Source organism: Lignipirellula cremea, assembly GCF_056501455.1.
Genome location: NZ_CM151415.1, coordinates 4,424,344 through 4,437,232, shown reverse-complemented (window position 1 = coordinate 4,437,232; position 12,889 = coordinate 4,424,344). Strand labels below are relative to the sequence as shown.

Sequence of the window (12,889 nt, the reverse complement as noted above, 5' to 3'; positions counted from 1 at the left end):
GCCGCTCGCCGTCGATCGATTTCACTGTGAGCCCTTCGCGGCGCCCAGACGCTCGAAGGGTTCGTTCAGGATCGGGTAGCGCTTCCAGTCGCGATAGTCGAAGTGCCACCATTCGAATTCGAAGACGGAGAAGCCCTCCGCCTCCATGCTGCGGCGCAGCAGCGAACGACGCCAGCGCTGCAGCGACGTTCCGCCGGGATACTCGGGGTAGGCTCGCGAGAAGAACTCGTCGTAGCCGGCCACCATCGTCAGCGGCTCGCCGGTCGCCAGATCGCAGAGCGTCAGGTCGACGGCGCAGCCGCGGTTGTGGCGGGAGCCCTTCGACGGATCGGCGACGAAATCCTTGAGGTCGTCGGGCGTCGCGTCGAAGAACATCTTCGTCACGAACCAGGGGCGATAGGCGTCGTGGATCAGGAGGCCGAGCCCCCGCTCTTTCAACCGTTTCTGCACGCGCACCACGGCGTCTGCCGCCGGGCGTTGCAGAAAGGCCTGCGGCGACTCGTAGAAGACGCTTCCCATGAAGTTGTTGTCCGTCGCGTAGCGGATGTCGAGCGCGATCGAGGGGTCAAGCTTCGTAAGCTCCGACAAGTCGGGCGGAAGCAATCCCTGTTCGACCGGCGGTTTCGCCGCCATCGCCGACTGACGCAATTCCTCGATCGGCTTCAGCGGTTCGATCTTGAACGTCTCGCCGTCGCGCGCTGTTTCGCGACGCGGAAAGTCGACGCTCGCCGCGGTCACGCCGACTACCCGGTCGCCCTCCCTGCGGAAGATCAGCTTCTCCCCGTGGTACAGCCCGTGGTCGGGGAAGGCGAACTCGTTCTCGCCCAGCTCTTCGAGCGGGTAGTAGAAGAACCACTCGATCAGCGCGACCAGTCGACCGCGATCTTCGAGGATGTAGAGCGTGTTGTGATCCCAGCCGTACTCGCCCAGCAGCGGACGCCAGCGCTCCGGCGCGTCGGCAGGCGCTTCGTCCGGCAGCCGGGCGTACTTCGCCGATCCCACGATCAGTTCGCCCTGCTCGCTCAGCCGAACCTCTTCGCCATAGCCGAAGACATCGTCCAGAATCAGCGACAGATCGTCCGGCATGGCGCGGACCTCGCGTCGATAAGGTCCCCGCTTCAGATAGACGTCGCCCGCGAGCTCCGTCACTTCGACGAAGCCGTCTTCCGCTTGGTAGGCGCCCACGAGTTCCCTCGCACGGACTTCCGGCACGGTCGTCGTGACGCGATACGCCGGAAGGTCTTCGCCCTTCCGAGCCGCAAGAATCAGCCTGAGCGCATACTCGCCCAGACGACCGGCGACGCCGTTGGCACAGTCGAGCGACGTCGCCACGACGACTCCTGCCTTACGTTCGGGCAACGCCATCAGCTCGGTCGCGAAGCCGTAGACGGCGCCGCCATGTCCGACCAGCTTTTCGCCGTCCAGCTTGCCGACGTGAAAGCCGATGCCGAAGCCCTCCTCCTTTCGCTCGGGCAGCGTCATCATCTGACGCAGCGTGTCGGGCTGCACGAGGGACCCGTCGCGAGGTTCCGTCTCGAACAGGAACTGCACGAACTTCGCCAGGTCGAGCACGTCGGCGTACAAGTTGCCTGCCGGCGCCGTGCCGAGCGCGAACGGCGGAGCCTCGAAGCGGCGACCGTCGTAGGTCCACATCCAGCCGGTTGCGAGGTCGCGCTTCAGCGCATCGGTGGCGACGAAGCCGCTGTGCCGCATGCCGAGCGGCTCCAGAATCTCCCGCGTCATCCACTGGTCGTACGGGACGCCGGTCTTCCGTTCGAGCACAGCGCCGAGCACGGCGATGCCGGCGTTCGAATACTTCGTCTTCTCGCCCGGCGGATAGACGAGCGCCGTCTGGTTCAGGCTCGCGACCGTCTCCGCGAGCGTCGGTTCCGAGTCGTCGAAGTAGTTCCCGACCGGCGATTCGCGAACGAGGCCGGACAGGTGCGACGTCAACGCCCTGAGCGTGACTGGGCGGTCGAACGGATTCTCGGGCGCGAACTCCGGCAGGTACTTCGTGACCGGCGCGTCGAGGTCGATCTCTCCCCGCTCGACGAGCTTCATCAGAGCCAGGTCGGTGAAGAGCTTCGAGATCGATCCGACGCGATAGACCGTCTCCGCTTTCGCCGGAACCGTCCGCTCCGGATCGACGAAGCCGAAGCCTTCCGACCAGACCACGCGGTCGCCGTCGATAACCGCGACGGAGAGCGCCGGAAGATCCTTTGCCTCCATTTCCCGCTCGATCGCCTCGCGAAGCAGCGCCATCGCTTCGCGGTAGTCGACCGCGTCGGCGGACGAAGCGTCCTCCGTTGCTGGTTCGTCGGCGGAGAGGAATCCGGTCGTCAGGGAGAGCGTCATAAAGGCGACCAGAAGAAGCGATCGCCGGAGGCGACAGGTAGCGTGCATGCTTTCTCTCTCTATCGCCTGTCAATAGGCAGTGAATTGACGCGTCTCATTGAGGCTGTGGGAAGAATCGGTATTACGGACGCCCCGCTGCTAACGTCTCGATGCGTCAAAATACCGATCCCCCGATCAAAGGCTTAGCATTGAATTCGATTCGAGGATACCGGCTGCCAATCTTCTGCTGTATCGATTCAACGAGTTCCTGAGCTTCAGCAAGCGAGAACCCGCCATCGACGCGGAATATCGCGTCCCTCGTCGTGCCGGCCTTTCTGTTATGGAAGATCCGCAGGCCGTATCTGCGAGCAATCAGCGGTCGGTAGGGACGAACGGCCTCCACCTGACTCCATTGAATCTTTTGCCGGTACACATCTTCGAAGACATCAATTTCGTGCGAATCGATCGTCTGACGTTCAGGTCGATTCGATATGAATTGACGAATGAATCTGACAGCGAATAGGCCGATGAGGCACTCTCCGGCGAACCACAAAAGGGCGATGACCCACCACCCTGAGACCAAAGGCTTTTCGTATAGACTCCAAACAGGAATCAGCATCGCCAAGCAAAAGCCCGTGGTGATTGACAGCCAGGCAAACCCCCGCAGATTTCTCGTCGAGTAGGTCGCATCTACGAATATCTCTCTAACCACTGCCGTTTCCCTCAAGCTTGCACGCGACTCAGCGGCCTTCCCCTTGACTCGCACAACTACTCGTTTGAAGACTGCTCAACCAGGCCGTCCGCCTCCGCCAGGTTCTTCGGCAGCAGCAGCGCCTCGGGCGAGGCGGCGAGGTAGTTCGGTGCGTTGAAAAACCAGAGATGGCCAAGCGCCAGTCGCTCGAACCGCCATACCTTGCCGTCGGCGCCTTCCGGAACCGGAATCTTGACGAACGAACCGCTGGTCTCGACCTCGCGCAGCTTCGTTCCGTCCGGCCCGAAGACCCAGTGCGGGCCGCCGGACCAGTAGTACTGCAGCTCCTTCGTTCCCTTCGGCACGTAGAAGTGCATCGGCTGCATCCAGCCGGCATGCATGAAGCCGCGGTCACGCTGCAGCGGCACGACGACCCGTCGCCCCGGTTCGACCCTGATTTGCCAACCCGCCGACGAGTCTTCGAATTCGAGCCAGTAGAGCCCCGCCTGCGGGACCGGAACCTCGATCACGTGCGGTTCGCCGTCGAGCGGTAGCCGATCGCCCGCCAGTCGCTTGCCCTCCACGTCGATCACCGACCAGCGCGCCGGCGCCCGGTCGCGATAACAGGCGATCGTGCCGGTGACGATCGTCGCCTTGAGAGGTTCGCCGTCGCTATAGAGTGCGTACTTGAGTCCGCCCTGATAGCTCTGCACGCTCTCGGCGGGATCGCCGGCCCCTTTCAGGTTCACGGGCACGAGTTCGTCGGAGAACGCACGCTCGTCAATCGGGTCGAGCCGGAAGTAGGCGATCCCCTCCTGAAACGCCGCCTCGGTCTCTTCGTGAGTAACCGGCGCTTCCACCTGCCACGGCTTGTCCGGAACCGTCGTGTCGTTGAAGGCCCACGACGGCTCCTCGAATTCCTGCGCCGCCTGCGTCGTCCAACTCTGCCGCATCGCCTCCCAGTGGTTCATGTAGTTGTACCGCGTGCGGTAGGCATGCGTCAGCGCGGCGAGCGTGTGCTCCTTCTTCTTCCGCTTGTCGGTTTCGCGATCGGCGAGCCAGCGGAGGTGGACGTAGCGCAGATACTGCTTCAAGTGGTCGAGCCGCGCCTGCACGTCGGGCCGATCGACGGCAAGCTGGCTGGCCTCTTCGACGTCGCGAAAGGCCTCGGCCAGGAGATGCTCGCTAAGGAGCGGCTTGTTGCCCGGGTCGAGCCGTTCGTAGTACCGCCGCATCGGCGCGGCCGCCGGACCGAAGGCTTTGTCGTAGAAGTCGGCCAGCAGCGCGTCGACGTCCGCCTGCGGGTTCCAGAGCAGCTTGCTCGCGACGTAATAGCCTCTGCCGTGCGGCCCCCAGTTGTCGCCGCTCTCGCAGTCGACGCTCGTCGCGCCGGCCTTCGCGTACCGCGGAATCTGCTTTCGCAGATAGCCGATATCTGCCGCGCGCCCTCCCGGCAGGCGGTCGAAGTCCCACAGCCAGACCGAGAAGTATTCGTAGAAGCCGAGGCTCTCCGCCTTCTGCGGCCAGAGGTCGATCAACTCGTCGAGGCTATACCGCCCCCGGATGAACCCCGCCGTCAACTGCACGTAGACGTTCGGCTCCAGTTCGAACGCAGGCGGCTCCGAATGCTCGTTGTAGGCGTACAGCCCGACGAGCTTGCCGGGGCGCTGCCTGGCGACCTCGCGAGCGACTTCGTTCGCCAGGCCGAAGACGCGGTCGGAGACCGTGCCGAGCTTCCGGCAGTTCGCGCACTCGCACTGACCGTCTCCGTCGGATGGTTCGACAGAAACCATGTCCGCGGTCGGGTTCCGCTCCAAAAAACGTAGCGACCAGCGGATGACGGCCTCGCGCACGGCCGGATCGCTGACGCAGAACTGCTCGCCCTGGCGCTTGCCGTCAACCAGCGCCAGCCGTTCCGCATGGCCCTCGAACGTCTCCTTCTCTTCGGCGATGACGTTCTGCCAGGCGTGGCCGCAGTTGATCGTGAACGACTGAGCCATACGGTTGTGACGCATCCAGGCGGCGTAGGCCTGCACGGGGCGGCTCGTCGGTTCGTGCTCGAACAGGCTGTAGCCGTACCAGATGCGCCGCGCCAGAATCGCGGGCCGGTCGTCGACGTTCAGATCGACCTTCAGCGTCGGAATCGAAGGAACGACCTCCCACTCCGGCGCCTGAAAGAACCGCCGCACGCCGAGCGATTCGAGCAGCGCGAACGTCGCGTGCGAGGCGCCCAACTCCGTGGCGCCGATCAGCCGAACTCGCTGCGGCTCCGTGCGGATGACGAAGGCCTCCCGACCGTCGAAGCCGTGAATCTCCAGCGGCTGATCGAACGCGGGATCAGGAAACTCCGCGATCGTCCCGACGACGATGCCCTGCGTTCCGTCGTCTTCCGTGACATCGAACGTCGCGCCTGAGATCTTCTCCAGGAAGTCAGCCAGTTCTTCGGCGACAGCCCGAGTCGCGGGGCTCGCCTCCGGCGACACGACGATCGGCATCTTCGCGCCGCCCGCATCTGCCAGCGTCGCCTCGGCGGCGAATGTCGGAGCCGAGACGAGGAACCACGCCGCGAACAGCGTCGTCGCGAATCGCGCTACCGCGCCCGGTAAGAGAACGACCGCCGATTCGGGACTGCGCATCGGATGCTGCTCAGGAGGGAATCGGAAGGGGAGGTTGCGGGAGGGGCGCCGCGTCCTGCTCAGCGTACTGTAACGGAGCGTCAGCCGCGAATTTATCGACAAGGGCGAGGTCAGCCGACCCGCGCCCAGCGCGTGTCCCGCTCAGCGTGGCGTGGCCCGCCTTGTTGTTCCGCGCCTCGCGGCGAAGTACGCTCGCAGTCGCACGCCGTCGACCCGTGCTCTTGCATGCCGTCATTCGAGCGACCTCGCGTCGTCCCTCCTCCCGCCCGGGATCTCCTCACATGAACTGTCGCTTTCTGCTGTCGATCTGCCTCGCCGTCGGCGCAGCGTTCCTTTCGGTCTCTTCCTTCGTACGCGCTGATGTGGGCGTGGGAGCGAAACCGGTCGAAGGCGCCGAGGTCATTCTCGACGGCTCGCGGAAGATGCTCGACGAACTCTGGACCTACTGGGAAGGTCCGGGCTTCAAGTCGAGCCTGCCCGTCAAATGGAAGGTCGTCGAAGATCCCGTCGACGGCGGCACGTGCGTCATGACCGACGATCCGGCCGCGGCAGGCGGGCGGTACGGCGCCGCCGACCTCGTCACGAAGAAGAAGTACCGCGACTTCCGCCTGCACGTAGAATTCTTCGTCGCCAAGCCGGGCGGCAACAGCGGCGTCTACCTGCAGAACCGCTACGAGATCCAGGTGCTCGACGGCGACAAGTCTTCGCACGGCATGGGCGCCGTGATCAATCAGTCGGAGTCGCCCTATCACGCCTACAACGGCGCCGGCGCCTGGAACGCCTACGACATCGTCTTCCGTGCCGCGCGATTCAAGGATGGTAAGCTGACCGAGAAGCCGCGAGTCTCCATGTACTTCAACGGGCAAAAGGTCCACGAGAACGTCGAGATCGAGAAGGTCCACGGCGGACCGAACTCCGGCGTCGACGGCGGCAATGACGGCGGCGCCGGGATCACTGACACGCCTGAGGGACTCAAGTTGCAGTGCGAAGGCCACGACGTCCGCTATCGCAACATCTGGATCAAGGAACTGAACCTCGACGGCCCTGACACCGCCTTCTCCGAACCGCTCGCGGCGGCCTCGCTGTTCCCGCAGGGGGAGCAGCCGGTCGTGCTCTTCAACGGCACGGACCTGAGCGGCTGGGAAGGCGACGCTTCGCGCTGGTCGGCGGAGAACGGCATGATCCGCGGCGCGAACGAAGACGTCGTTCCGAGCAGCACGTATCTCTTCACCGCGAAGCCCTACCGCGAGTTCCGCCTGATCTTCGACGTGCGCCAGACGCTGGGGCCGGAGTTTTCCACAATGCATTCCGCCGTCGCGGCGCTCGGCGAACGCATCACCGACGCCGGCGAGAACAAGTACGGCTTCAAGGGGCCGCTTCTCATGTTCTGCCATGACTGGGGCATCTGGGACGCCCACCGTCGGAACCGCGTCGTCGAACCGGGCCCCGGACCGGAAGCTGAACGCAAAGGCCAGTGGAACCGGATCGAGATCCTCGTCAAGGGCGACCGTATCCGCATGGCTGGCAACGGCGTCGAGATCTTCGACTTCGAAGATCAGCCGGAAATGCTCCGGTCGAGCCCGCTCGGCCTGCAGCTTCACAGCAACAAGCAGCCGCAGGAATTTCGCTTCCGCCACCTGCTGCTGAGCGAGAACCCGTCGGAGGAACTGGTGACCGTGAAGAAGCGATGAGAGAACGATAGGAAATGCAACTTGCGAAGCGGGAGCTCTTCATGCGCGGAACGATGGCCAGGTCAGCAGCTCTCCTCGCGCTCTTCGTCTCGCTGCCGGCGGTCGCCTTCGCGGAAGCTCCGCACTGGATCTGGGGCGCGGAGGATCGCTCCCCCGGCCAGCGTTTTACGTTCGAGCGATCGTTCGATCTGGAAGGCCGCTCCGCGAGCGCCATCCTCGATATCGCGTCCGATTTCGCGACCTGCCGGCTGCGACTGAACGGTCAGACGCTCGCAAATCTGGACGAGTACGGCCCCTGGCTGACGCTCGACGTGACCGACCGTCTGCTGCCGGGAGAGAACCTGCTCGAAGCGGAATGCACGGCGAGCGAAGGCCCCGCGGCCCTCGCGTGCTCGCTGCGGATCGAACAGCCTGACGGAATCGTCGTCGAGATCGTCACCGACGAGAACTGGAATACGACCGCGGTCGGCGAAGCAGGTCCGCTACGAGACTCGAAGCCGGCAATTAGTCTCGGCCAGGTCGCTCCGGAACTCTGGACCTCCGACGCGACCGCTCGTATCTCCGCGTTCGACGACTACGAGCAGTGGCGCCAGGCCAGCGGCGAGGCGCAGGGGCCCGACCCGGCGACCTTCCGGACGCAGCCTAGCTTCGAGGTCGAACTCGTTCGCGAAGCGACGCCGGAGGAAGGCTCCTGGGTCAGTATGGCCTTCGATCCGCAGGGCCGGCTCACGATCGCTCGAGAGGACAAGGGCCTTTTGCGGATGACCCTTTCGGGCGACGGCAGCCAGGTCGCACAGGTCGAGACGATTGACGACTCGCTGGAGGAAGTTCGCGGACTGCTCTACGCGCACGACGCGCTCTACGCGAACGCGAACAACTCGCTCGCCTTCTATCGGCTGCGAGACGTCGACGGCGACGACCGGTTCGAAGAGGTGACGACGCTGCGCCAGTTCCCGGGCCGAGTCGGACATGGCCGGAACGATCTTGCCCTCGGACCCGACGGACGAATCTACGCGATCCACGGCGACTCGGTCGAGGCGCCGACGGAGAACGTGATCGACCGCACGTCGCCCTTTCGCGAAGCGCGTCGCGGCGAGCGGACGAACGAGGGCTTCCTCATTCGGACCGACAAGGAGGGCCGGGAGGGGGAACTGATCGCGTCGGGCCTGCGCAATCCGTTCGGCGTCGACTTCAACCGAGACGGCGAAGCCTTCACGTACGACGCCGATGACGAATACGACATGGGGGCGCCCTGGTATCGTCCGACGCGCATCGACCAGCTCGTCTCCGGCGCCGACTTCGGCTGGCGGGGTCGCACGGGACAGTGGCCCCCCCACTTCGCAGACGGAGCAGAGAACGCGCTGCCGACGGTCGACGTCGGCGAAGGCTCGCCGACCGCTCTGAAGTCGGGCGCGCGAAGCTCGTTCCCGCCGCGGTATCAGCGGGCGATGTTCGCGCTCGACTGGGCTTACGGGCGGATCCTCGCCTGCCATTTCTCGCCTCGCGGCGCCGGCTACGCCTGCCGCGTCGAACAGTTCCTGAAGGGCAAACCGCTGAACGTCACCGACCTCGATTTCGGGGCGGACGGCAGCATGTACCTCGTCACCGGCGGGCGAAAGACGCAGTCGGCGCTCTATCGCGTGCGGTACGTCGGCGAACTCGAAGCGGAGTCGCTTCCGACGCTGCAACAGACCGCGCGGGACGCATTCGGCGAACGGCAGCGGGAACTGCGACGCCGACTGGAGACTTTCCACCAGCCGAGCGCGGACGCCGTCTCCGCCGCCTGGCCCTGGCTCGGCAGTCCCGATCCGATCCTCCGTCACGCGGCGCGAGTCGCCCTCGAACATCAGCCGATCGAAGAATGGCGCGAACGGGCGCTGGCCGAAGCCGATCCTGAAATTGCTGCGACGGCGCTTTTGGCTCTGGCGCGAAGTGAAGAGGTTTCGTTATTCGATCGGGCGCTTACGAGGTCGAACGGCTTGGATCCGGAAGCCTTGTCGACGTACGGAAAGCTCACACTTCTTCGGACCTACGGGGCGCTCCTGAAAACATCCTCCGACAGAGATCAGGCGGTCGTCGCCGCATCCCACGCCCGACTGATCGATTGGCTCGGGCACGCTCCGTCGGAAGGCGTCGCCCCGCTCGGAGCGGGCGGCGAGGTATCGCAGGAGTTGGCGAGACTCGCGTCCGATCTGAAGCTGCCCGGCGTCGTTTCCGCTCTGATCTCGCAATTGACCGAGGCCGATAGCCAGCGCGATCGCATGCACGCGCTGTTCGTGCTGCGAACCGTGCTCGCCGAAGGAACGACCGACGATCGGCGCCACTACTTCGAGGCGCTGCGGGCGCTCGAACGGACGGCCTACGCCGGCGACGGCATGCCCGCCTTTCTGGGGCAGTTGCGGAAGGACGCGATCGCGGGGCTGACCGAAGAACAGCGACAGGAGTTGGGAGAACTCCTCCAGCCGGAAGCGATCGACTCCGCGACGACCCTGACCATCGATCGTCCGCTGGTGCGCCGCTGGACGCTCGCCGGGGCGATCGAGAGCGTCGAAGCCTCTTCGCATCCGGGCGACGCGCAGCGCGGCGAGAAGATCTTCCGCCAGGCGCTCTGCGCCGAGTGTCATCGCCTGCAAGGTCGCGGCGGCGTGATCGGTCCGGACCTGTCGTCCGCGGCTGGGCGGTTCAGTCGTCGCGATCTGCTCGCCTCGATCGTCGAGCCCTCGCAGTCGATCGCTGAAAAGTATCGCGGCGTACGCGTCGTAACGACCGACGGACGCGTGGTCTCCGGACGTCTCGCGACGGAGGGCGATTATCGGCGGTCGATTCTGCGGATCGTCGAAGACCCGCTGCGTCCCGCCGACGTGACGGAGATCTCCAAGAGCGACGTCGAACTGGTCGAAGAATCGACGCTCTCGACGATGCCGACCGGCCTGCTCGACACGTTCAGCGCCGAAGAGATCGCCGACCTGCTCGCCGCGCTGACAGCTACTCGTGGCGACTGATTACGTCAGGTCTGCCACGGAGGGCTGACACCCTCCGCTCGCCGAAAAAACCATACGTCCGAACGAGAATCGCACCGGAGTCGCTCGCGTGATGAATCGTCTGCTCGCCGCCGCCTTAATCATCTCATTCGCCGGCTCGCTCTCCGCGCAGGAGAAGGCGGTCAAGGAGTTGATCCTTCCGGGCGAATCGTTCCTGATCGAGGGGCGCCCTGCGTTCGTGATGCTGCCGGAGAAGGAAAAGCGAACCGAGCCGCAGCCGTGGGTGATGTACGCCCCGACGCTGCCGGGCTATCCGGACAGTCACGAGAAGTGGATGCACGAGCGCTTCCTCGCCGCGGGCGTCGCGGTCGCGGGCATCGACGCAGGGGAAGCTTACGGCAGTCCGCGGGGAACCGAACTGATGGCGGCGCTCTACGCGGAGCTGACGCAGAAACGTGGCTTCGCGGCGAAGCCCTGCCTGCTCGGTCGCAGCCGGGGCGGCCTGTGGGCGAGCGCGTTCGCCATCGCTCATCCCGACAAGGTCGCAGGCCTCGCCGGCATCTACCCCGTCTTCGATCTGCGAACCTATCCCGGTCTCGACAAGGCGGCTCCGGCGTTCGGCCTGACGCCGGAGGAATTGGAGGCGCAGCTCGCGACGTATAACCCGATCGCGCGGGCGGGCATCCTGGCGAAGGCGAAGATCCCCCTCTGCATCATCCACGGCGACGAGGATGCCGTCGTCCCGCTGAAGCAAAACTCAGCAGAACTCGCGGCGATCTACGAACGCGAAGGCGCGGGCGACGCCGTGCGCCTCATCGTCGCCGAGGGTCAGGGGCACAACTTCTGGGAAGGCTTCTTCCGCTGCCAGGAGTTGGTCGACTTCGCGATCGAGAAGGCGAAGGCGGGAGCCGCGAAGTAGAACGCTATGTCGCTGCTCGTTTCGCTTTACGTGTGCCATGGCTGGCTTGTCCAGCCGTGCCGGATGAGTGACGTCGCATGCACGGCTGGACAAGCCAGCCATGGCACACACGTCCACTCGGGTGGGGGAAGCAAGCTTACGCCAGCACGTCCTTCACCACGTGGGCCTCTTCCACGCCCGTCAGTCGCACGTGCAGGCCGCGGAAGCGATAGCTGAACCGGCTGTGGTCGATCCCCAGGCAGTGCAGGATCGTGGCGTGCAGATCGCGAAGGTGGACTGGGTTCTCGGCCACGTTGTAGGCGAAGTCGTCGGTCTGGCCGTACTCGATGCCGGGCTTGATCCCGCCCCCCGCCATCCAGCAGGTGAAGCAGCGCCCGTGATGATCCCGGCCCGAACTGGGATCGCCGAGCTTTCCCTGGCTGAAGCTGGTTCGCCCGAACTCGGTCATGAACAGCACGAGGGTGTCGTCCAGCAGGCCCCGCCGCTTCAGGTCCTCGATCAGCGCAGCCGTCGGCTGATCGACGTCGCGACACTGGTTCGGAAGCTGCCGCGACAGGGCGATGTGCTGATCCCAGCCGCGATGGTAGAGCTGCACGAAGCGGACGTCGCGTTCCGCCAGTCGCCGCGCGAGCAGGCAGTTCGCCGCGAAGCTTCCCGGGCGATGGACGTCGGGGCCGTAGTTCGCCAGCGTCTCCGCGGTCTCGTCGCTCGTGTCGGTCAGCTCGGGCACCGACGTCTGCATGCGGAACGCCATCTCGTACGCGCGGATTCGCGTCAGCGTCTCCGGATCGCCTAGTTCCTGCGCTCGCGCCTCGTTCAGCTTCGCCAGATCATCGAGCATCGCCCGGCGCTGCTCGCGCGTCACGCCCGGCGGATCGCCGAGGTAGAGCACCGGCGCGGCGCCGGGACGAAGGCCCACTCCCTGATGCGACGAAGGGAGGAACCCGCTCCCCCAGAGTCGCGAGAAGATCGGCTGCCCCGGGTTCTTGCCCGAGCCTTGCGACGTCATCGCGACGAACGCGGGCAGGTTCTCGTTCTCGCTTCCCAGCCCGTAGCTGGCCCACGCGCCCATGCTGGGGTAACCGGGCTGCTGGTTCCCCGTGTTCATGAAGGTGATCGCGGGGTCGTGGTTGATCGCCTCCGTGTTGACGGTTTTGATCAGCGCCAGTTCGCCCGCGACGCGTTGCATACCGGGAAGCAGATCGCTGATCCAGGTCCCGCTCGGTCCGCAACGCTTGCCCGACTGAATCGGCGGCACGACGGGATAGCTGGACTGTCCCGATGTCATGCCGGTCAGGCGCTGCTCCCCCTTCACGGACGCGGGAATCTCCTTGCCCGCGAACTCGTGCATCGCCGGCTTGTCGTCGAACAGATCGACGTGCGAGAGCCCACCTGACTGGAACAGGCAGATCACCCGCTTCGCCTTCGGAGCGAAGTGCGGCAGAGCTCCCGCGACGGCGGCTTCCGCCTCCAGCCCGAACGCCGGACGCGACGCCGCGCTCGTCAGTAGGGTTCCCAGCGCCGTCAGGCCGAAGGCGCTCGACGTCCCCGCGAGAAACCTGCGACGGGTGCATCCGAACTCGAAATCGTGTCGATCGTTCATATCAGGTGTCGCCGAGCGGAAGCTTCTTGAATCG

The 12,889-nt window shown here is 65.2% G+C and carries 7 protein-coding genes; 3 read left to right on the top strand and 4 right to left on the bottom strand.

The annotated features are described in order from the left end of the window. Positions 1-21: 21 nt before the first annotated feature. The 3 genes from SH602x_RS17245 to SH602x_RS17235 all read right to left on the bottom strand — a co-directional run bounded on the left by SH602x_RS17245 (position 22) and on the right by SH602x_RS17235 (position 5,661). Entirely contained in the window at positions 22-2,355 is a 2,334-nt protein-coding gene (locus tag SH602x_RS17245) for a serine hydrolase (protein WP_479473496.1), read from the bottom strand. Between the two features lie 154 nt (positions 2,356-2,509). Next, positions 2,510-2,959 carry a hypothetical protein gene (locus tag SH602x_RS17240; RefSeq protein ID WP_479473495.1) on the bottom strand — a complete coding sequence of 150 codons (450 nt, stop codon included), beginning with the start codon at positions 2,957-2,959 and terminating at the stop codon, positions 2,510-2,512. Between the two features lie 143 nt (positions 2,960-3,102). Next, positions 3,103-5,661, bottom strand: coding sequence for a DUF4838 domain-containing protein (locus SH602x_RS17235; RefSeq protein WP_479473494.1), 2,559 nt, complete (start codon positions 5,659-5,661; stop codon positions 3,103-3,105). A gap of 281 nt (positions 5,662-5,942) precedes the next feature. Between SH602x_RS17235 and SH602x_RS17230 the strand changes: the two genes are divergently transcribed. The 3 genes from SH602x_RS17230 (at position 5,943) to SH602x_RS17220 (ending at position 11,252) form a co-directional block, all read left to right on the top strand. Next, positions 5,943-7,352, top strand: coding sequence for a 3-keto-disaccharide hydrolase (locus SH602x_RS17230; protein WP_479473493.1), 1,410 nt, complete (start codon positions 5,943-5,945; stop codon positions 7,350-7,352). Positions 7,353-7,366: 14 nt separating this feature from the next. Next, complete coding sequence (locus tag SH602x_RS17225) at positions 7,367-10,354, top strand: DUF7133 domain-containing protein (protein ID WP_479473492.1); 2,988 nt, start codon at positions 7,367-7,369, stop codon at positions 10,352-10,354. A gap of 91 nt (positions 10,355-10,445) precedes the next feature. Next, positions 10,446-11,252, top strand: a complete 807-nt coding sequence (locus SH602x_RS17220) for an alpha/beta hydrolase family protein (RefSeq protein ID WP_479473491.1) — start codon at positions 10,446-10,448, stop codon at positions 11,250-11,252. 136 nt (positions 11,253-11,388) lie between these two features. Here SH602x_RS17220 and SH602x_RS17215 read toward each other — a convergent pair whose 3' ends face one another. Then, positions 11,389-12,855 carry a DUF1501 domain-containing protein gene (locus SH602x_RS17215; RefSeq protein WP_479473490.1) on the bottom strand — a complete coding sequence of 489 codons (1,467 nt, stop codon included), beginning with the start codon at positions 12,853-12,855 and terminating at the stop codon, positions 11,389-11,391. Positions 12,856-12,889: the final 34 nt, after the last annotated feature.

Bases quoted from the DNA above. Each gene is read 5' to 3' on its own strand.
- SH602x_RS17215 (WP_479473490.1), bottom strand. From the start codon at position 12,855: ATGAACGATCGACACGATTTCGAGTTCGGATGCACCCGTCGCAGGTTT.
- SH602x_RS17245 (WP_479473496.1), bottom strand. From the start codon at position 2,355: ATGACGCTCTCCCTGACGACCGGATTCCTCTCCGCCGACGAACCAGCA.
- SH602x_RS17230 (WP_479473493.1), top strand. From the start codon at position 5,943: ATGAACTGTCGCTTTCTGCTGTCGATCTGCCTCGCCGTCGGCGCAGCG.
- SH602x_RS17235 (WP_479473494.1), bottom strand. From the start codon at position 5,661: ATGCGCAGTCCCGAATCGGCGGTCGTTCTCTTACCGGGCGCGGTAGCG.
- SH602x_RS17220 (WP_479473491.1), top strand. From the start codon at position 10,446: ATGAATCGTCTGCTCGCCGCCGCCTTAATCATCTCATTCGCCGGCTCG.
- SH602x_RS17225 (WP_479473492.1), top strand. From the start codon at position 7,367: ATGCAACTTGCGAAGCGGGAGCTCTTCATGCGCGGAACGATGGCCAGG.